This window comes from Kitasatospora sp. NPDC058162, from assembly GCF_042884005.1.
Classification (GTDB): Bacteria; Actinomycetota; Actinomycetes; order Streptomycetales; family Streptomycetaceae; genus Kitasatospora.
Map to the genome: position 1 here is coordinate 350,687 of NZ_JBHVUS010000006.1, position 18,562 is coordinate 369,248.

Consider the following 18,562-nt stretch of genomic DNA (forward strand, 5'->3'; position numbering starts at 1 on the left):
AGGAATCGGTTTCATGACCCGGATGCAGGAACACACGGTCGGCGACGTGGTGGCCGATCGGTTCGAGCTGCTGGCACGGCTGGGCGCCGGCGGCATGGGCACGGTGTGGCGAGCCCGCGACCTCGTCCTGGAACGCGAAGTCGCGCTCAAGCAGATGCGCTCGGCCGACGAGGACGCGAGCCGGTCCGCGGCCGCGCGCTACCGGGTCCTGCGGGAGGCTCGAGCGCTCGCCAGGATCGATCACCCCAACGTCGTATCCGTCCACGAGATCCTCGACCAGTGGCCCCACCCCTGGCTGGTGATGGAAGTGGTCGAGGGACGGTCCCTCCAGGAGGTCCTGGAGGACGGCCCGCTCGCCCCTGGCCGCGCCGCCCGCATCGGGCTGGACGTGCTCGGCGCCCTCGATGCCGCCCACGCGGCCGGCATCCTGCACCGGGACGTCAAGCCGGGGAACGTACTGATCCGCCCGGACGGTTCCGCCGTACTGACCGACTTCGGCATCGCCACCCTTCAGGGTTCGCAGACCCTCACCGCCCCCGGCGACATCATCGGCTCCCCGGAGTACATGGCACCGGAACGGCTCCGGGGCAGTGTGGCCGGCCCGGCCTCCGACCTGTGGTCCCTGGGCGTGCTGCTCTACGTCTGCGTCGAAGGCGCCAACCCGCTCCAGCGCGACTCCGTGTGGGAGACCATGCGGGCGATCTGCGACGAGCAGCTTCCATCGCCGCCGAAGGCCGGTCCCCTCGCGACGGCGATCGATGCCCTGCTCGCGCACGACCCCGAGGGCCGGCCGGACGCGCCGCGGCTCGCCGCGATGCTCCGCGCCGTGGCCGGGGACGACGGGCCGGAGGCGATGAGCGCGGCGGAGACCGTCGTGGTCGACCGCGGCACGGCGGCCGCCGTGAGCGAGGTGAGGACGGCCGTGGTCGGCCACCCGCCGGTGCTCGTGCCGACTCCGACGCTCCTGGAGGCACCCGGGCAGGGGGCGGTGGCGGCCGGGCGAGCCGCACGCGTTCCCACGCCGAGGGGCGATGTGCGGGCTCCCCGGCGGCGCCGCCGTCTGACCCTCGGGCTCGCCGCGGTCGCGGTCGTCGCCGTCGTCGCCTCGGCGGTCGCGTTCGCCCTGCCCGGCTCGGACGGCACCGCCGGGGACACCCAGCCGACCCCGGTCGCCGAAGCGCACGGCAGCTGGATAGCGCAGCTGGCGCAGATCCCCCACACCACGGACCCCGACGAGCGGGACCAGGAACTCACCGCCCTCCAGCAGCAGGTACCGGGAGCCTCCCTCGTCGACAGCGACAACTGGGCGTCCCTGCCGTCGGGTTACTGGATCGTCCGCGCCCCCGGCGAGTTCGCGAACGGCTACGACGCGCTCGCCTACTGCGCCAAGGCCACTGAGGAGCAGTGCTCCGGGCGCTACCTCAGCGACAACAGCGCCGATCGCGCGTACCACTGCCAGGCCCAACCCGCGCCCAACCCCGTCGCATGCCGGCGCCTCGACGACCACGCCAGCCCGGCCGCCACCACCGTCAAGAAGTCCTGAAGGACCGGCTCCGGCGTTCCGGCGTCCCGTCGGGCACCACCGGCAACCAGCCGCACGCGGATGCGCCGTATCCGAATGTCCGCACCGATCCCGTCTCCCCGGCGGGCCACAGTGTGCCTTTTCATTCGAACGACACCGGCATTCTTGACGAGGCTCCGACTCCGATTCCATTTCTCCATCGGCGACGCGGTCGACCTTGTTTTTCAGATTCCGGCCGTACTCTCGAACTCCCTCGAATCTTCACTTCAGCAGCCGTTCTCCGGAATTAACCTGCCGTATAGATTTGCGCCATGGAACTGGAGTTTCGTCATCTGAGGATGATCCGGGCCATCGCCGACGCCGAAAGCGTGACCAAAGCAGCGGATCGTCTAGGACTTGCCCAATCAGCGCTTTCCACCCAGCTGAAGAGAATCGAGGCCGCGGTGGGCGGGCCGCTCTTCGAGCGGGGCCGGAAAGGCGTTCAGCCGACCCCGCTGGGCATTCTGGTCCTGGAACGGAGTCGCGTGCTGCTGCCCGCGATGCGCCAACTGCGGGAGGACGCCCTGCGCTTCGCGAACACGGTGGGCGAGGACGGCGGACTACGCCTTGGGGCGACGCCCGGCCCCTTCCTCGGCACCCTGGTGAACCGACTCGATGCGGCACGGCCCGGTCTGGTGAAAAGCACCCAATCCTCGACCTCGGTGACGGAGTTGGCGACAGGGGTGGCCGACGGGCGACTGGATCTCGCGCTCACGGGGTGCTGCGGACACGGGAAGGCGCTGGACGAGGATCGCCTGGCCTGGCGGGAGATCGCCGTCGACCCGGTGTTCATCCTGCTGGCCGAGGACCATCCGCTGGCGCGGGAAACGGAGTTGGAAATCGGACAACTCATGGAGGAACACTGGGTCCTGCCTTCCGGGGAGAGCTGCTGCGGCGAATGCCTCGCCGCCGCCTGCGTGCGCGCGGGTTTCCTGCCCCGATCGGTCTACGAGACCGATGCCGCGTCATGCCTCCACCTCGTCCGGTCGAAGAGAGCCGCAGCTCTGTGCAGGGCGACCTTCCTTCCGCCGCCCGGACTGGAACTGATTCCCCTGGCAGCATCCGAGTTGAGCTGGCGCCACCTTCTCCTCTGGCATGCGCCCACCCTGGCGTGCGGACTCACGGACATGCTGCTCCGTCACGCCATGGCGGTTCACGTCGAAGCGGTGGCCCACAGCCCGGTGTATGCGGCATGGCTGCGAAAACAGGAGGAAGTGACCGCGCGACATGGAGGACACCTCACTCCTCCACCGCCGGAGCGATGAGCCCCCTGGGCCGGACATGCCTCGATCCACTCGACACCGTCCGGGTCCGCCACCCTGAACGCCCCCATTCCCCGCGTGTTACGGCCACGTACATCACGTCGAGCCGGGAGCTTCTTGGCATGTCCCCAACTATCTCCGTCCCGGGCTAGGGTTCCGGCAACCCCCACACTCCAAGGAGAGCCCAATGCTCCGACGTCACAAGGTAGTTGCCGCTTGTGCCCTGGCCGTCGCCGCCCTGGCCACCGCCGTCGCACCGGCGGGCGCCAGCACGGACGCGCCCGCGACCGCCCAAGCCGCGACCGCCGAACACGGGACCAGCACCCCGGTACCGGCAACGCTGCTCCAGGCGCTCCAGCGTGACCTCGGCCTCACCCCGCAGGCCGCCGAGGACCGCCTGGCCGGCGAAGCCCGTGCCGCCGCGACCCAGGAAACGCTCCAGCAGGCACTCGGCGAGCGCTGGGCCGGCGCCTGGCTCGACGGCTCCGACACCACCCTGACGGTGGCCACCACCGACCCCGCCGTCGCTCCGTCCATAGCCGCCCACGGCGGCCGGGCCAAGGTCGTCCGCAACACCCTCGCCACACTCGACCGGGCCCGGACCGCACTCGACGACGCAGCCCGCACCACCGCACCGGAGAACACCCCGCTCTGGTACGTCGACCCGACCTCCAACACCGTGGTCGTCCAGACCACCGACACCGACCGCACCGAGGAGTTCCTCACCCGCGCCGGAGTGGACCACGCCCTCGTCACCGTCACCCAGGCCGCCGACGCCCCCCAGCCCCTGGCCGACCTGGTCGGCGGGAACGCCTACTACATCAACAACCGCGCCCGCTGCTCGATCGGCTTCCCCGTCACCCAGAACGGCAGCCCCGGCTTCGTCAGCGCCGGCCACTGCGGCACGGCCGGCGCGAGCGCCTCCGCCCCCGACGGCACCTCCATCGGCACCTTCCAGGGCTCGGCCTTCCCCGGCAACGACTACTCCTGGATCCAGGCCGACTCCAGCTGGACCGCCCAACCCCAGGTCAACAACTACGCCGGCGGCACCGTGACCGTCTCCGGCTCCACCGTCGCCCCCATCGGCTCCTCCGTCTGCCGCTCCGGCTCCACCACCGGCTGGCGCTGCGGCACCGTCCGCCAGTACAACGCCACCGTCAACTACGCCCAGGGCTCCGTCTACGGCCTCACCCGCACCAGCGTCTGCGCCGAGCCCGGCGACTCCGGCGGCTCCTTCATCTCCGGCAGCCAGGCCCAGGGCGTCACCTCCGGCGGCTCCGGCAACTGCACCTGGGGCGGCACCACCTACTTCCAGCCCGTCAACCCGATCCTCGACGCCTACGGCCTGACCCTCGCCACCAGCTGACCCCGACCCACGGTGCCCGTCTCCCGACCCCCGGCGGGAGACGGGCACCGTGCTGTGCCACGAAGGCCCGCCGACCGGGCTGCCCAACCGTCACCGAGAAGACCGGCCCTTCAACGCCGTCCTCGATGCCGTGCCTGGCCGGCCGTCAACGGCCGGACGCGGCCAGGCGCAGGGCCAGGGCCGGGCACTGGCTGACCGCCCGCTTGGCGGACAGCGTCAACCAGACCGGCACGGGGCCCTCGCTGATCACGGGGAAGCCGTTGCGGTCCAGGGTGATCAGCTCCGGGGCGATGACGGCGCACAGTCCGTGTCCGTCGCACAGCGCCCAGTCCACCTTCATGCTCACCCGGCCGGCCGGGGCGGCGTTCCGCTCCGGGCTCCAGGGCTCGGTCGGCAGCACCGCGCGCACGCGCCGTCCGCAGCCGGCGTGCTCGGTGTGCAGGCGCACGTCCTCGGCGAAGGCACTGAGCGCGGACCGGACGAACCCGGCGGAACCGTCGGGGTGCGAGCAGGCCCCCTGTCCCACGACCGCGGCGGCGAGCCGGCGCACGTCCTCCACTGCGCCCGTGCCGCCGCCGGCGACCATCACGCCGAAGGCCCGTGCCAGCTCCGGCAGTCCGCGTCGACAGGGGCCGCACTGGCCGGCCGACTCCGCGGCGAGCCACTGGACGATCCGGTGCGCCTCGCCCAGCGGGCAGGTGTCCTCGGGCAGCGGTACGACGATCCCGGCGCCGAACGTCCCGCCGGACTGCCGCATCCCGGCCCGGGAGCAGGGAGCGGACACCGCCGACGCCGCGTCCAGGAACATGCCGTGATAACCGCCGACCAGCACACCTTGGCCAGGCCCCGTCCCGCAGGCGTCCAGCACCACGCCGAGCGGTGTCCCGGCAGGGGCCTCCACCACCACCGGCCGCCGGGCACCTGGCCGGTTGACCGTCAGCAGCACCGTGCCCGGCTCGTCCGCCGGGCCCACGGCGCAGTACGCCTCCGCTCCGAGCCGGGCGGCGACGGCCAGTTGGGCGTACGTCTCGGCGTTGGACAGCAGCGTCGGCAGTCCGTCCACGCCGCCAGGCCCTCCGTCGGAGGAGCGGACCTTGCGGCTCGGAGGCAGGGTGACCAGTCCGTTGATGCCGCGGACCAGCGAACCGGACTCGCCGGAGACGAAGCGGGCGGGCTGCTGCACCACGCGGATCGGCAGCCGGGAGCGGCGTTCCGCGACGGCCGCGGGCATCGAGGTGACACCCGGGCTGCCTTCGTCCACGCCGATGGCGACGCTTCTGGCGCGCAGCGCCCTGGCGACCAGCAGCGCGCCGTCCAGGACGAGGTGCGGGGCGCGGGCGAGCAGCATCCGGTCCTTGGCGCTGCCCGGTTCGCCCTCGGTGGCGTTGACCACGACGGCTGCGGGAAGGCGCCGGCGGCGCGCGGAGTCGATCACGGCCTGGAGCTTGCGGGCGAAGGGGAAGGCCGCGCCGCCCTTGCCGGTCAGCCCGATCTGCCGGGCGAGTTCGACCAGTTCCTGCGCGCCGTACTCGGGCAGGGGTCCGTGGACGGCGAGGTGGGCGCCGTGGCCCATCCGGAGGTAGCGGTCGAGCCCTGCGGTGAGCCGCGGCGCTCCCATGCGGATGACCTCCGGAACGTCCGCAGGGGCGGCCGTCATCGGTTCTGCCAGGGGTCGGCGTCGTGCTCGGTGGGCGGTGGCCACGGGGGTTGGTACCAGGAGCCGGGGCCCGCCCAGGACCCCTGCGCGGGTGGAGCCTGCGGGGCGCCGCCGGGCTCGTACGGATACCCGGGGAAGGCGGCGGCCGTCTGGGGCGGATAGTGCTGGGCGTACGACTGCTGGTGGTACTCGGCCTGCTGCTGTTGCCGCTCGTGCTGGAGCCATGCCTGTTCGGCGAGGTACTGCTGCTGGCCCGTATCGAACAGGGCGTTCAGCTCACCGCTCTCCCAAGGCACGGAGGGCGTGTCCGCGGGAACCGGAGCGGGCACGGTGGTGGCGGCGGCCGGGGCGGGATCCGGTATCACCACGTCCAGCGCCAGCAGGGCGGAGGATTCGCCGAAGACGGGCAGCTGGTCGCCGATCGGCCGGTGCTCCGCGTTCGCGCCTGGGCCGACGAGGTCGACGGCCATCAGGCGGCGGTTCGCGTTGACCCCGATGGTTCGGCGGCCGACTCCGTGCAGGAGCTTGACGAGCAGGACGAGTGCCACGGCGGCCATGTTGACGCCGTACGACCACAGGACCCAGGTCGCGGCCGGCCGTCCGGCCTTCAGCCCGTGGGCGAGGGCGAGCGGCCACGCCCCGTAGGCGACCCAGTGCAGCGGTCGCCACAGCCGGGTGAGACGGGGGTTGGCAGCGAAGCGGCCGCGGAGCGCTCCGGTCACCGCGGCCAGGACCAGGAGCGCTCCGGCGACGGAGCCGACGCCGACGGCGAAGCCGGTGTCCGGGGCGAAGGGCACCACCGCTGCCATCGGATCGGCATGGCCCTCGGCGACCTTGTCGGCGATGTGGATCATCAGCGTCGCCACCGCGGCCACGGAGACGGCACGGTGCAGGGATTGCACGGCGACCCGGTGACGCGGCGTCAGCAGCCGTCGCTCGGCGGCGAGGAGCCCCAGGGTGACGCTGCCGCTGAGCGCCATCAGCGTCAGCACGCCGAAGAAGAAGTCGACGAACTGGTGCACCGCCTCCGCTCCGCTGCGGGTGTGTTCCGTCGCGGGCAGCCGCAGGGCCTCCAGCACGGTGGCGACCACGGCGAGCACCACCACGGCCGCGGCGGCCATGACCAGCAGCGGGGGCCTCGGCAACCCCGGTGCCGAGCCGGCGGCCGCCGCGCGAAGGCGCGCCACAGCGCCCCGCAGGGACCTCCGGGCCCGCCTCGTCGAATTCCTCAAACCCTGTCCTCGTCCGTAGTGGTGGTGACACGGCGGTCAAATGCGAACCCGCTGCACACGCGCGTGGAATTCCCCGGGAGGACGCCTGGGTCCGCAGCGCTGGGGAAGGCGGGAAACCCGCTGCCTGGGCGGCGAGTGCCCCCTGGACGGACCGGGACTCTACCAGCGGCGATCCGTCCTGGCACCGGCTCCGCCGCCTCATGAAAACCTCAGGTTTCCTCAGGCATTCTTCCTGCGGAGCCCGAGCACCCGGAGGACCTGTGAAGCCCCTCACCATGTCGAAGAACGATCAGTGCGCCTCCCCGGGGGTCTCCTGTTCGGCCAGGACCCGCTGGGCGACGGCGAAGGCGGAGTTCGCGGCGGGGACACCGCAGTAGACCGCCGTCTGGAGCAGCGCCTCGCCGATCTCGTCGGCGGTGAGGCCGTTGGTGAGGGCGGCGCGGACGTGCAGGGCGAGTTCCTCGTGATGACCTTGGGCGACGAGGGCGGTGAGGGTTATGCAGCTGCGGGTGCGGCGGTCCAGGCCGGGGCGGGTCCAGATCTCCCCCCAGGCGTAGCGGGTGATGAAGTCCTGGAAGTCCGCGGTGAGTTCGGTGGTCCGGGCAACCGCACGGTCCACGTGGGCGTCGCCGAGGACGGCCCGGCGCACGGTCGTGCCGGCCGTGCGCCGGACGTCGTCGTCACCACCGGCCGTCGCGAAGTGGCCCTTCAGAGCGTCGAGTACGGCTTGCGGCCGTTCGACCGGGGCCAGGTGGGAGGCGCCGGCGATCTCCAGGAGGGTCGCCCGGGGGATGCCGTCGGCCAGTTCGCGGGCGTGGGCGGGCGGGGTCGCGGGGTCCGCCCGTCCGGCGAGGACCAGGGTGGGCGCGGTGATCCGGTGCAGGTCGGCGCGCAGGTCGTAGGCCGACAGGGCGTCGCAGCAGGCCGCATAGGCTGCCGGATCGGCCTCGCACAGGTCGGCGATCAGGTCGGTGGCCGCGGGCGCGCTGACGAAGGCCGGGGTGAACCAGCGGCCGGCGGCCGTCGCGGCGACCTCGCCAGTGCCCTTCTCGCGGACGGCTTCGGCCCGCTCCCGCCAGCCGGACGGCTCGCCGAAGCGGGCCGAGGAACAGACGACGGCGAGCGCCTGGACCCGCTGCGGGTGGTGCACGGCGAGGTGGGCGCCGACCGCGCCGCCGAGCGAGATGCCCGCGTACCCGAAACGGTCGAGCCCGAGGTGGTCGGCCAGGGACAGCACCAGTTCGGCGAGGTCACCGACGGTGGCGCCCTCGGCGAGGAGGCCGGCGGGTGAGTGGCCGTGTCCGGGTAGGTCCCAGCGGATCACCCGGTGCCGTCGGGCCAGCGCGGGGACCTGCGCGTCCCAGACGGCGAGCGAGGTGCCCAGGGACGGTCCGAGGACCAGCGGCGGGTGTTCCGGGGCTCCGTCGATCCGGTGGTGGAGAAGCTGCTTCACGGGTGGTTCCTCCGCGTTGACGGCGCGTGGGGTTCGCGTTCCAGGGCCCGGTCGACCAGAGCCGCTGCGGCGCCCGGGTAGCGGGCCGGGTGGGTGAGCTCGTGGAGCGTGTCCGGGTCGAGCCGGGCCATCAGCGCGGGGTCCTCCAGCAGCACCTCCTCCAGGCTCAGCTCCTCGGCCACGGCGCGGCGGGCGGCCCGGTCGAGCAGGTCCCTGGCAGGGCCGCGTCCGAGCAGTGCGCCGACTTCGGCGGCGAGCCGCTCGCTGACCACCAGCCCCCGGGTGAGGTGCAGGTTGTCGAGCATCCGGTCCGGGAACACCCGTAGCCCCTCCGCGAGTTCGGCGCCCGCGTGGGCGGCGCCGCCTGCCAGGCGCAGCAGGTCCCGCAGGGCCTGCCACTCGGCGTGCCAGGCCCCGGCCGGGCGTTCGTCCTCGGCGGCGAGCGCGCCGAGCAGGACGGCGGCGAGGGCAGGTGCCTGGCGGGCGGCCGCGGCAATGAGGGTGGCGTGGACGGGGTTGCTCTTGTGGGGCATGGCGGAGGAGCCGCCGCCGCTGCCCTCCGCGAGTTCCGCCACCTCGGTACGGGCGAGCAGGAGAACGTCCGCGGCGAGCTTGCCAAGCGCCGACGCGGTGAAGGCGAGCGCCGTCCCAAGGTCGGCGACCGGAGTGCGCAGGGCGTGCCAGGGCAGGACAGGGGCGGCGAGGCCCAGCTCTCCGGCGAAGCACTCGACCAGCTCGGGGCCGCTGCCCGGTGCCTGCGCCAGGATCTCCAAGGCGGCCAATGTTCCTGCGGCGCCGCCGAGTTGGGCGGGTAGGCGGACGGCTGACAGCCGGTCGGCGGCGTCCAGGACGAGGCTGCGCCAGCCGGCCGCCTTGAGGCCGAACGTGGTCGGGACGGCGTGCTGGGTCAGCGTGCGGCCGGCCATCGGGGTCGTGCGGTGCCGGGCCGCCAGGCGGCGCAGTGCCTCGGCGGTATGGCGCAGGTCGTCCTGGATCAGCGGCAGGCTGCGGGCGGCGACCAGCATGGCGGCGGTGTCCAGGATGTCCTGGCTGGTCGCACCGCGGTGCACGTACGGGGCGGCGTCGCCCGGTACGGCGGCCGTGAGCGCGGCGACCAGCGGGATCACCGGGTTGCCGCCGGATCGGGCGCGCAGGGCGAGGCCGCGCAGGTCGAAGCGCTCCGCGTGGGCCGCCGCCGAGACGGCGGTGGCGGCCCGCGCCGGGGCCTGGCCGAGCGCGGCCTGCGCCTGGGTGAGGGCGGCCTCGGCGTCCAGCATCGCCTGGAGGAAGGCGAGGTCTCCGGTGGCCGCTTCGACGGCGGTGCCGACCCTGATGGGGGCCAACAGGCCGACGTCGGCGGCAGGTTCCTGCTCAGCGGAAGTCAAGGAAGACCGTCTCCTCGGGTCCCTGCAACCGCAGGTCGAAGCGGTACGTGCGCGGGCCGGTCGCGGTGGCAAGCAGCGTCTCGCGGCGGCCCGGGTCGAGCGAGTCGAGCAGCGGGTCGGCCGCGAGGTCCGCGCCGGGCAGGTAGATCCGGGTGAACAGGTGGTGCAGGAGGCCCCGGGCGAAGACGCACACCGACAGGTACGGCACGCCGCCGGGCGGCAGGGTGCGCACCGCCCAGTGGCCGTCCGCGTCGGTGGCGACACGGCCGAAGCCGGTGAAGTCAACGCCGTTGCGCCCGAGGTGGCCGCCGGTGACCGGGTCGCGGCGCAGCGAGCCCGGCACGCCGGTGCGGCTCCCGTCCGGGGCGGGCTGCCAGATCTCCAGGAGCGCGTCGGGGATCGGTGCTCCCGCGCCGTCGTACACGTGGCCGTGGACGGTGACGGTGTCCGGGTGCCCGGCGGGGGCGATGTCGCCTCCGCCGGGGAAGGGCAGGGCGTAGCCGTAGAACGGGCCGACGGTCTGCGCGGGGGTCGGGGGGAGCATCAGCGGCCTTCCTCGGTCCAGGTGGCGGCGGGCCCGTCGAGGACGATGTCCCAGCGGTAGCCGAGCGACCACTCGGGGACCGACAGGTCGTGGTCGTAGGCGGCGACCAGCCGGGCCCGGGCGGCGTCGTCGGTGACGGACTGGAGGATCGGGTCGTACGGGAAGAGCGGGTCGCCGGGGAAGTACATCTGGGTGACCAGGCGCTGGGTGAAGGCGGTGCCGAACAGCGAGAAGTGGATGTGCGCGGGCCGCCAGGCGTTGGTGTGGTTGCGCCAGGGATAGGCGCCAGGCTTGATCGTGGTGAAGCGGTAGCTCCCCTGGTCGTCCGTCAGGCACCGGCCGGCGCCCGTGAAGTTGGGGTCCAGCGGGGCGTGGTGCTGGTCGCGCTGGTGGGCGTAGCGGCCGGCGGCGTTGGCCTGCCAGACCTCCACCAGTTGCCCGCGCACCGGGCGCCCGGCCCGGTCGAGGACCCGTCCGGTGACGGTGATCCGCTCGCCGAGCGGCTCGCCGGTGTGCCGGCGGGTGAGGTCGGCGTCGGACTCGGTGACGTCGGTGACGCCGAAGGCGGGCCCGGTGAGTTCCACTGCCTCGGGGTCCTTCACGACGACCAGGGGCCGCACGGGATGGCGCAGCAGACTGCTGCGGTACGGGGCGTAACCGCGGCTCGGGTGGTGGCTGACCACGCCGGTCTCGGCATGCGTCCGGGCCTGCTGGGCGATCTCCTGCGAGATGTCCTGTTGGGTGGGGGACATGTGAGGTGCCTTTCCGGTCTTACCGTTCGAGGACGAGCGCGAGGCCCTGGCCGACGCCGATGCACAGGGAGGCGAGCCCGGTGCCCGAGCCGGCCGCGGCGAGCTGGTGGGCGACGGCTCCGGCGAGCCGCGCGCCGGAGGCGCCGAGCGGGTGGCCGACGGCGATCGCGCCGCCGCGCGGGTTGACGACGGCGGGGTCGAGCTCGGGCCACTCGGCCAGGCAGCCGAGGGCCTGGGCGGCGAACGCCTCGTTGAGCTCGAACACGGTGAGGTCGCCGAAGTCGCGGCCGGCCCTGGCGAGAGCTCGCCGGGCGGCTTCGACCGGGCCGAGGCCGAAGTACTGCGGTTCGATGCCGGTGGCGGCGCAGGCGCTGATCCGGGCGAGCGGCTCGCGGCCGACGGCGGCGAGTCCGGCCTCGTCGACGAGCAGCAGCGCCGCGGCGCCGTCGCTGAGCGGGGAGGAGTTGCCCGCGGTGACGGTGCCGCCCTGGCGGAACACCGGCCGCAGCCGGCCGAGCGCCTCGATCGAGGTGTCCTCGCGGATGCTCTCGTCGCGCACCAGCTCGACGCCGTCCACGGGGACGGTCTCGGCGTCGTACGCGCCGGCCGCCCAGGCGGCGGCCGCCTTGTGGTGGCTGGTGAGAGCGAAGGAGTCCTGGGCCTCGCGGGTGATGCCGTACTTGTCGGCGATCAGCTCGGCGCCCTCGCCGAGGGCGACGGTCCACTCCTCGGGCAGGCGGGGGTTGACCATCCGCCAGCCAATGGTGGTGGAGTACAGCTCCTGGTGCCCGGCGGGGAAGGCCCGCTCGGGCTTGGGCAGCACCCAGGGCGCGCGGCTCATCGACTCGACGCCGCCCGCGACGGCGATCGAGGTGTCGCCGAGGGCGACGGCGCGGTACGCCTGGATCACGGCTTCGAGTCCGGAGGCGCAGAGCCTGTTGACGGTCACCCCGGGTACGGCGACCGGCAGGCCGGCCAGCAGCACGGCCATCCGGGCGACGTCGCGGTTCTCCTCCCCCGCGCCGTTGGCGTTGCCGAGGAACACGTCGCCGATCCGGGCCGGGTCGAGGCCGGGGCTGCGGTCGACGAGTGCCCTGAGCACCCCGGCGGCGAGGTCGTCGGGGCGGACGGCGGCGAGCGCGCCGCCGTACTTCCCGACGGGTGTGCGGACGGCGTCGACGACGTAGACGTCGCGGGGGCGGTCGGTCATGGGTGGGGCTCCTGCTGATGGGGGCGCCGGGCGCCCTGCGGGTACGGGGGCAGTCAGCCGACCGGGACGGCGACGCGTACGGGGGCGGCCGTGCGCTGCCGGATCTCCTCGGGGGTGACGCCGGGGGCGGTCTCGACCAACACCAGGCCCTCGTCGGTGACGTCGAGGACGCCGAGATCGGTGATGATGCGGTGGACGCAGGCCCGGCCGGTGAAGGGCAGCGTGCACTCCTCGACGATCTTGGGCGAGCCGTCCTTGGCGGTGTGCTCCGTCAGCACGATGACCCTGCGGGCGCCGTGGACCAGGTCCATCGCGCCGCCCATGCCCTTGACCATCTTTCCGGGGATCATCCAGTTGGCCAGGTCGCCGCGGGCCGAGACCTGCATGGCGCCGAGGACGGCCGCGTCGATGTGGCCGCCGCGGATCATCCCGAAGGAGAGGGAGGAGTCGAAGAACGATGCACCGGGCAGCACGGTGACCGTCTCCTTGCCGGCGTTGATCAGATCCGGGTCGACCTCGTCCTCGGCCGGGTACGGGCCGACGCCCAGCAGGCCGTTCTCGGAGTGCAGGACGACGTCCACCCCGGCCGGCAGGAAGTTCGGCACCAGCGTGGGCAGTCCGATGCCGAGGTTGACGTACCAGCCGTCGCGCAGTTCTCCGGCGGCGCGGGTCGCCATCTCGCCCCTGGTCCAACTCATCGAACTGTCCTCTTCTCGATGCCCTTGTCAACGGCCTGTTCCGGCGCCAGTTCCACGACCCGCTGCACGAAGACCCCCGGCAGGTGGATCTCGTCCGGGCCCAGCTCCCCTGGTTCGACGAGTTCCTCGACCTCGGCGACGGTGATCCGCCCGGCCATGGCGGCGAGCGGGTTGAAGTTGCGCGCGGCCTTGTTGAAGACCAGGTTCCCGTGCCGGTCGCCTCGGGCGGCGCGGACCAGGGCGAAGTCGGTGGTGATGCCGCGCTCCAGCACGTAGCTGCCGCCGTCGAACTCGCGCACCTCCTTCGGCGGCGACGCGAGGGCCACGCCGCCGTCGGTCGCGTAGCGCCACGGCAGGCCCCCCTCGGCGACCTGGGTGCCCACCCCTGCCGGGGTGAAGAATGCCGGGATTCCGCAGCCGCCGGCTCGCAGCCGCTCGGCCAGCGTCCCCTGCGGGGTCAGTTCGACCTCCAGCTCCCCGCTGAGGTACTGGCGGGCGAACTCCTTGTTCTCGCCGACGTAGCTGCCGGTGACCCGGGCGATCCGGCCGGCCGCCAGCAGGATGCCGAGGCCGCCGCCGTCCACGCCGCAGTTGTTGGAGACCACGGCGAGGGAGCTCGCGCCGTGCTCGTACAGGGCCCGGATCAGCACGTTCGGCACGCCGCTGAGGCCGAAGCCGCCGACGGCGAACGACGCGCCGTCCGTCACATCCGCCAACGCCGCTGCGGCGTCGGCCACCACCTTGTCCATGAGGTCCTCTTCCCGTGGGTCAGATCGGCTGCTGTCGGCCGGCGTGCTGGGCCGCCAGCCGGACGGTGGCGTTGTACGCGCCGTAGCCGCGGTAGTCACCGGTGCGCTGGACGAGTTCGAAGAAGACCCGTCCGACGGTCGGTGTGTAGCAGTGCAGGAACTCGCCGTACTCGTCCCGGTCGTAGAGCAGGTCCAGCTCGCGCAGCTCGGCGAGGGTGGCGGGGTCGAGCTCGTGGCGGGCGTCGAGGTCGTCGTAGTAGTTGGCCGGAATGCGCAGGAAGCTCCCGCCGCGTTCGCGGATGCGCCGCGCCGCGGCGATCAGGTCGTCGGTGGCGAACGCGATGTGCTGTGGGCGGGCTTCGGCGTCCTCGGGGCCGGGTGCGACGTTGAGGGCGATCCGTACCGTCCCGGTCGCGTTGGCGACGGCACGGCTGCGGTACAGGCCGTACGGGTCGGCGAGGTCCAGGCTCTCGTCCGGCCTCAGTCCGAGGACGGTGCGGTGGAAGAGCGATGCCTCGTCGAAGTGGTGCCAGGGCTGGGGAATCGCCACATGGTCGACGGCGGTGATGCCGGTCGGCTCCGCCGTCGCGGCGCTGGGCGTGAAGTCCCCTCGCCAGCCAGGCAGTTCGGTGCCGCAGAAGAACAGCTCGGTGCCGTCCGGCGCGGCGACGGCGTCCAACGGGGCCTCGCCGAACGTGCGGCGGCGGGGAACCACCGGGGCCAGCAGCGCCTCCGCGCGCCGCACGGCCGCACGAGGGTCGGCGGCGTCCAGGCCGAGCGCCGTGATCGAGGCTCCGTCGCGCAGGTGGCCGGCGGTGGTGTTGAGCAGGACCCGGGCTTCGCCCTGCTGCCACAGCTCGACGGGTTTGCCGGGGTGGCGTCCGGTGCGGCTGAAGCCGAGGGCGCCGAGCAGGCCGCGCAGCGGTTCGGTGTCTGCGGCGGCCAGTTCGGCGAACGCGAAGCCGGACGGGACGACCGGCTCCGGCAGTACGGCGGTCCCGGCCGCCTCTTCCAGGGCGATCAGCGAGCGCAGCGCGTCGACGGCGGTGCGGCCGGCGTCGGCCTGCCGGAAGACATCGTTGAAGACCTCCAGCGACAGCGGCCCCCGGTAGCCCGCCCGTACGGCGTGGGCGACCACTGCGGCGACGTCGAAGCCGCCCTGCCCGGGGAAGCAGCGGTAGTGCCGGCTCCACTGGAGCACGTCCATCGCGACCTGCGGTGCGTCGGCGAGCTGGAGGAAGAAGATCTTGTCGCCGGGGATGGCCTCGATGCCCTTCGGGTCGGAGCCCCGGGAGAGGATGTGGAAGCTGTCCAGGCAGGTGCCGAGCCCCGGGTGGCCGGCCTGCTCGACGATCCTCCAGGCGTGCTCGTACGTGTTGACGTGCCGCCCCCAGGCGAGGGCCTCGTACGCGATGCGGATGCCGAACTCCCCTGCCAGCTCGGCCAGTCGGTGGAGCTGCTCGGCGGCGAGCGCATCGTCGTCCAGGGCCTCGGGCGAGACGCTCGAACACACCAGAAGAAGGTCCGCGCCCAGCCGCTGCATCAGGGCGAACTTCCGCTCGGCGCGCCGGAGGTTGCGGGCGAGCAGGTCGTCCGGGACGGCCTCGAAGTCACGGAACGGCTGGTAGAGCTCGATCCGCAGGCCGAGGTCGGCGGCGCGCATCCGCACCTCTTCCGGGGCGAGCGGGCTGGCGAGCAGGTCGTTCTCGAAGATCTCCACCCCGTCGAAGCCCGCTGCGGCGATGGCGGCGAGCTTCTCGGAGAGCGAGCCGCTGAGCGACACGGTGGCGATGGACTTGCGCATGGCGCTCCTCCTCATCGAACGGTCGCGCCGACGAGGTCGGCGAGGTCGGCGAGCATCTGCTCGGTGTGCGGTTCGCGGCCGGTGAAGAGGCGGAAGGCGTCGGCCGCCTGGAAGACCGCCATCCCGCCGCCGTCCAGCGTCCGGCAGCCCAGGGTGCGGGCCTGGCGCAGCAGTTCGGTCTCCAGCGGCCGGTAGACCACCTCGGCAACCCAGAGTTCCGGGCGGAGCAGCTCGGGCGGCAGGGGCAGGCCGGGGTGGGCGGCCATGCCGGTGGGGGTGGCGTGCACCAGCCCGTCGGCGAGGGCGAGTTCACCGCCGAGCTCGTCCGGGGCGACGGTGACCGCGCGCCCCTGTCCGAAGCGGCGGGTCAGGTCGTCGGCGAGGCCGGCGGCGCGGGCCCGGTCGGTGTCGACGAGGGTGAGCCGGTCCGCGCCGAGGGTGAGCAGGGCGTGGGCCACGGCGGCGCCGGCGCCGCCGGCGCCGAGCTGGACCACGCGGCGGGTGGGCGCTTCGGGCAGGCCGCGGGCGAAGGAGCGGGCGAAGCCGGTGACGTCGGTGTTGTGGCCGACGGTCCGGCCGCCCCGGAAGACGACCGTGTTGACCGCGCCGAGCTCGGCGGCCTCGGGCGCGAGCTCGTCCAGGTGCTCGATCACCAGCTGCTTGCAGGGGTGGGTGATGTTGAGCCCGTCGAAGCCCAGCACCCTTGCCGCGTTGAGGAGTTCGCCGACGGACTCGGCCGGCAGGCCGAGGGTGTCGATGTCGATGGTGCGGTACAGCAGGCGCAGTCCGTGCCGGTCGGCCTCCCGGGTGTGCAGTGCGGGGCTGAGCGACGGGCCGATGCCGGAGCCGATCAGGCCGGTGAGGTAGCTGGGGTCGGTCATGGGGTCACCGGTCCTGGGGGATCAGTCGGGCGAGGTGGGCGAGGGCGAGCTGGTAGCCGTGGGCGCCGGCCCCGCAGATCACCGCGTCGGCGACGGCCGAAACGTAGGAGTGGTGCCGGAACGGCTCGCGCCGGTGGATGTTGGACAGGTGCACCTCGACGACCGGCAGCGCGACGGCGGCGAGCGCGTCGCGCAGCGCGACCGAGGTGTGGGTGTAGCCGGCCGGGTTGACGACGATGCCGCGGTGCGCGGTGCGAGCCTCGTGGACGGCGTCGATGAGCACGCCCTCGTGGTTGCTCTGGCGGAAGTCCACCCGCAGCCCGTGGTCGGTGGCGGTGGCCCGGCACAGGGCCTCGATCTCGGCGAGGGTGGTGCTGCCGTAGACCTCGGGCTCACGCAGGCCCAGCAGGTTGAGGTTGGGTCCGTTGAGGACCAGCACAGGGTTCGTCATCTTCCAATCCACTAACTGGATAGTTCATTGTTCAGGCCGACTGCGGCCGCCCGTCGGGACGTCGATGCGTCAGTACATCGGGGGCGGACGGCCGCGGACCGGTGGGGTCAGACGCGCTGCGGTTCCCTGGCGGGCGCCGGCCGCGCGGCCGGCTTGAGGCCGAGATCCGCCGTCGGCACCTTGAAGGTCTCGCGAGCGGTGAGCACGGCGAGGGTGGTGACCGCACACATGGCGGCCGTGAAGACGCCGACGCCGACCCAGTTCGTGCCCTTCGGCCCGGCGATCTCGGCGGCGAACGTGACCGCGAAGCCCGCGATGGCGAAGCCGATCTGGGTGCCGATCGCCATGCCGGAGAGGCGTACCCGGGTGGTGAACATCTCGCCGTAGAACGATGGCCAGACCGCGTTGGCGGCGCTGTAGACGACCCCGAAGGAGAGCACGCCGGTCAGGAAGATCAGCGGGTAGCTGCGGGAGCTGACCGCCCACAGGTAGACGAACACCATCACGGCGCTTCCCAGGGAGCCGACCAGGAAGACCGGCTTGCGGCCGATCCTGTCGGACAGCCGACCCCACAAGGGGATCGCGCCCAGCGCCACCGCATTGGCGAGCACGCCGACCCACAGCAGGGTCGAGCGCTGGAGCCCCATGGTGGTCGCGCCGTACGATAGCGCCCAGACGCTGAAGATGGTGCTGACGGTCGCAATCAGCGCCCCCGCGATGACCCGCAGCACGTCCGCCCAGTGGTCGCGCAGCAGCTCGGCCAGCGGCAGCCGGGCCACCGCGCCCTTGGCGGCGGCCCGCGCGAACTCGGGCGTCTCGTCCAGGTGGCGCCGGATGAAGAAGGCGGCGACCGTGACCAGGGCGCTGAGCAGGAACGGGATGCGCCAGCCCCAGGTGAGCAGGTCCTCCGCGGGCAGGTCGGCGATCGGGATGAAGATCAGGGTGGCCAGCATCTGCCCGGCCTGAGTGCCGTTGAGGGTGAAGCTGGTGAAGTAGCCACGACGCTCCGGCGGCGCGTGTTCGAGCGTCATCGAGTTGGCACTGGCCTGCTCGCCGGCGGCGGAGAGGCCCTGCAGCACGCGCATCAGGACCAGAAGGGCGGGCGCGAGCGTCCCGACCTGGGCGTACGTCGGCAGGCAGCCGATGGCGAACGTCGACAGGCCCATCAGCATGACGGTGAAGACCATGATCTTCCGGCGGCCGACCCGGTCGCCGAAGTGCCCGAGGAAGAGCGCGCCGACCGGGCGGGCCGCGTACGCGACACCGAAGGTGGCCAGCGAGACGAGGTTGGCCGTCCAGGGGTCGCTCTTGTCGAAGAAGACCTTCGGGAAGATCAGCGCGGCGGCGCTGCCGTAGATGAAGAAGTCGTAGTACTCCAGGGCGGAGCCGATCCAGGCGGCGAACGCGGCCTTACGCGGCTTGCCCTGCGGGGCCGCGGCTCTGGCCTCGGCAGGAGGGGTGTGAGCTGTCACGTGCGCTCCTCAAGGAGCCACCGTCGCGCCGGGGGAACGGAACGGACGGGTGGGGTGGGTGGGGGTCGGGCGCCGGCGCGGCTCC

Annotated in this window: 16 protein-coding genes; 3 read left to right on the forward strand and 13 right to left on the reverse strand. The window is 73.0% G+C overall.

Annotated features, from left to right (window positions below; genetic code table 11):
• Positions 1 to 13 precede the first annotated feature (13 nt).
• The 3 genes from ACFVXG_RS15255 (at position 14) to ACFVXG_RS15265 (ending at position 4,189) form a co-directional block, all read left to right on the forward strand.
• A complete protein-coding gene (locus ACFVXG_RS15255) occupies positions 14 to 1,543 on the forward strand; it encodes a serine/threonine-protein kinase (RefSeq protein WP_387927684.1) in 1,530 nt (509 codons plus the stop codon).
• Positions 1,544 to 1,833: 290 nt separating this feature from the next.
• The gene (locus ACFVXG_RS15260) at positions 1,834 to 2,826 is read left to right on the forward strand and encodes a LysR family transcriptional regulator (RefSeq protein WP_387927685.1); all 993 of its coding nucleotides are present in this window, start codon (positions 1,834 to 1,836) and stop codon (positions 2,824 to 2,826) included.
• Positions 2,827 to 3,010: 184 nt separating this feature from the next.
• On the forward strand, positions 3,011 to 4,189 hold the full coding sequence (locus ACFVXG_RS15265; protein WP_387927687.1) for a S1 family peptidase: 1,179 nt from the start codon (positions 3,011 to 3,013) through the stop codon (positions 4,187 to 4,189).
• A gap of 145 nt (positions 4,190 to 4,334) precedes the next feature.
• On the opposite strand, the gene ACFVXG_RS15270 is transcribed toward ACFVXG_RS15265, so the two are convergent.
• From ACFVXG_RS15270 to ACFVXG_RS15330, 13 genes are all read right to left on the reverse strand, one after another.
• Entirely contained in the window at positions 4,335 to 5,807 is a 1,473-nt protein-coding gene (locus ACFVXG_RS15270) for an NADH-ubiquinone oxidoreductase-F iron-sulfur binding region domain-containing protein (protein ID WP_387927689.1), read from the reverse strand.
• Between the two features lie 35 nt (positions 5,808 to 5,842).
• Positions 5,843 to 6,967 (reverse strand): hypothetical protein, encoded by a 1,125-nt coding sequence (locus ACFVXG_RS15275; RefSeq protein ID WP_387927691.1) that lies wholly within the window; start codon positions 6,965 to 6,967, stop codon positions 5,843 to 5,845.
• Positions 6,968 to 7,367: 400 nt separating this feature from the next.
• The gene (gene pcaD / locus ACFVXG_RS15280) at positions 7,368 to 8,531 is read right to left on the reverse strand and encodes a 3-oxoadipate enol-lactonase (RefSeq protein WP_387927692.1); all 1,164 of its coding nucleotides are present in this window, start codon (positions 8,529 to 8,531) and stop codon (positions 7,368 to 7,370) included.
• A complete protein-coding gene (gene pcaB, locus ACFVXG_RS15285) occupies positions 8,528 to 9,916 on the reverse strand; it encodes a 3-carboxy-cis,cis-muconate cycloisomerase (protein ID WP_387927694.1) in 1,389 nt (462 codons plus the stop codon). Before pcaB ends, pcaD begins: the two co-directional genes overlap by 4 nt.
• Entirely contained in the window at positions 9,903 to 10,460 is a 558-nt protein-coding gene (pcaG, locus tag ACFVXG_RS15290) for a protocatechuate 3,4-dioxygenase subunit alpha (RefSeq protein WP_387927696.1), read from the reverse strand. The genes pcaB and pcaG overlap by 14 nt, the downstream gene beginning before the upstream one ends.
• Positions 10,460 to 11,212, reverse strand: coding sequence for a protocatechuate 3,4-dioxygenase subunit beta (gene pcaH / locus ACFVXG_RS15295; RefSeq protein ID WP_387927697.1), 753 nt, complete (start codon positions 11,210 to 11,212; stop codon positions 10,460 to 10,462). The genes pcaG and pcaH overlap by 1 nt, the downstream gene beginning before the upstream one ends.
• Before the next feature lie 19 nt (positions 11,213 to 11,231).
• Positions 11,232 to 12,422 (reverse strand): thiolase family protein, encoded by a 1,191-nt coding sequence (locus tag ACFVXG_RS15300; RefSeq protein WP_387927699.1) that lies wholly within the window; start codon positions 12,420 to 12,422, stop codon positions 11,232 to 11,234.
• A gap of 53 nt (positions 12,423 to 12,475) precedes the next feature.
• Complete coding sequence (locus ACFVXG_RS15305) at positions 12,476 to 13,120, reverse strand: CoA transferase subunit B (RefSeq protein ID WP_387927701.1); 645 nt, start codon at positions 13,118 to 13,120, stop codon at positions 12,476 to 12,478.
• Complete coding sequence (locus tag ACFVXG_RS15310) at positions 13,117 to 13,869, reverse strand: CoA transferase subunit A (protein ID WP_387927703.1); 753 nt, start codon at positions 13,867 to 13,869, stop codon at positions 13,117 to 13,119. The genes ACFVXG_RS15305 and ACFVXG_RS15310 overlap by 4 nt, the downstream gene beginning before the upstream one ends.
• Positions 13,870 to 13,888: 19 nt before the next feature.
• Positions 13,889 to 15,673 (reverse strand): bifunctional sugar phosphate isomerase/epimerase/4-hydroxyphenylpyruvate dioxygenase family protein, encoded by a 1,785-nt coding sequence (locus tag ACFVXG_RS15315; protein WP_387927705.1) that lies wholly within the window; start codon positions 15,671 to 15,673, stop codon positions 13,889 to 13,891.
• Between the two features lie 11 nt (positions 15,674 to 15,684).
• On the reverse strand, positions 15,685 to 16,554 hold the full coding sequence (locus ACFVXG_RS15320) for a shikimate dehydrogenase (RefSeq protein ID WP_387927707.1): 870 nt from the start codon (positions 16,552 to 16,554) through the stop codon (positions 15,685 to 15,687).
• A 4-nt stretch (positions 16,555 to 16,558) separates the two neighbouring features.
• Positions 16,559 to 17,005, reverse strand: a complete 447-nt coding sequence (gene aroQ / locus ACFVXG_RS15325; RefSeq protein ID WP_387927709.1) for a type II 3-dehydroquinate dehydratase — start codon at positions 17,003 to 17,005, stop codon at positions 16,559 to 16,561.
• Between the two features lie 107 nt (positions 17,006 to 17,112).
• Entirely contained in the window at positions 17,113 to 18,477 is a 1,365-nt protein-coding gene (locus tag ACFVXG_RS15330; protein ID WP_387927711.1) for an MFS transporter, read from the reverse strand.
• Positions 18,478 to 18,562 lie beyond the last annotated feature (85 nt).

Excerpts from the sequence above, each read along its gene's own strand:
- ACFVXG_RS15255 (WP_387927684.1), top strand. The coding sequence starts at position 14 with ATGACCCGGATGCAGGAACACACGGTCGGCGACGTGGTGGCCGATCGG.
- ACFVXG_RS15260 (WP_387927685.1), top strand. The coding sequence starts at position 1,834 with ATGGAACTGGAGTTTCGTCATCTGAGGATGATCCGGGCCATCGCCGAC.
- ACFVXG_RS15265 (WP_387927687.1), top strand. The coding sequence starts at position 3,011 with ATGCTCCGACGTCACAAGGTAGTTGCCGCTTGTGCCCTGGCCGTCGCC.
- ACFVXG_RS15270 (WP_387927689.1), bottom strand. The coding sequence starts at position 5,807 with ATGGGAGCGCCGCGGCTCACCGCAGGGCTCGACCGCTACCTCCGGATG.
- ACFVXG_RS15275 (WP_387927691.1), bottom strand. The coding sequence starts at position 6,967 with ATGGCCGCCGCGGCCGTGGTGGTGCTCGCCGTGGTCGCCACCGTGCTG.
- pcaG (WP_387927696.1), bottom strand. The coding sequence starts at position 10,460 with ATGCTCCCCCCGACCCCCGCGCAGACCGTCGGCCCGTTCTACGGCTAC.
- pcaH (WP_387927697.1), bottom strand. The coding sequence starts at position 11,212 with ATGTCCCCCACCCAACAGGACATCTCGCAGGAGATCGCCCAGCAGGCC.
- ACFVXG_RS15300 (WP_387927699.1), bottom strand. The coding sequence starts at position 12,422 with ATGACCGACCGCCCCCGCGACGTCTACGTCGTCGACGCCGTCCGCACA.
- ACFVXG_RS15305 (WP_387927701.1), bottom strand. The coding sequence starts at position 13,120 with ATGAGTTGGACCAGGGGCGAGATGGCGACCCGCGCCGCCGGAGAACTG.
- ACFVXG_RS15310 (WP_387927703.1), bottom strand. The coding sequence starts at position 13,869 with ATGGACAAGGTGGTGGCCGACGCCGCAGCGGCGTTGGCGGATGTGACG.
- ACFVXG_RS15315 (WP_387927705.1), bottom strand. The coding sequence starts at position 15,673 with ATGCGCAAGTCCATCGCCACCGTGTCGCTCAGCGGCTCGCTCTCCGAG.
- ACFVXG_RS15320 (WP_387927707.1), bottom strand. The coding sequence starts at position 16,554 with ATGACCGACCCCAGCTACCTCACCGGCCTGATCGGCTCCGGCATCGGC.
- aroQ (WP_387927709.1), bottom strand. The coding sequence starts at position 17,005 with ATGACGAACCCTGTGCTGGTCCTCAACGGACCCAACCTCAACCTGCTG.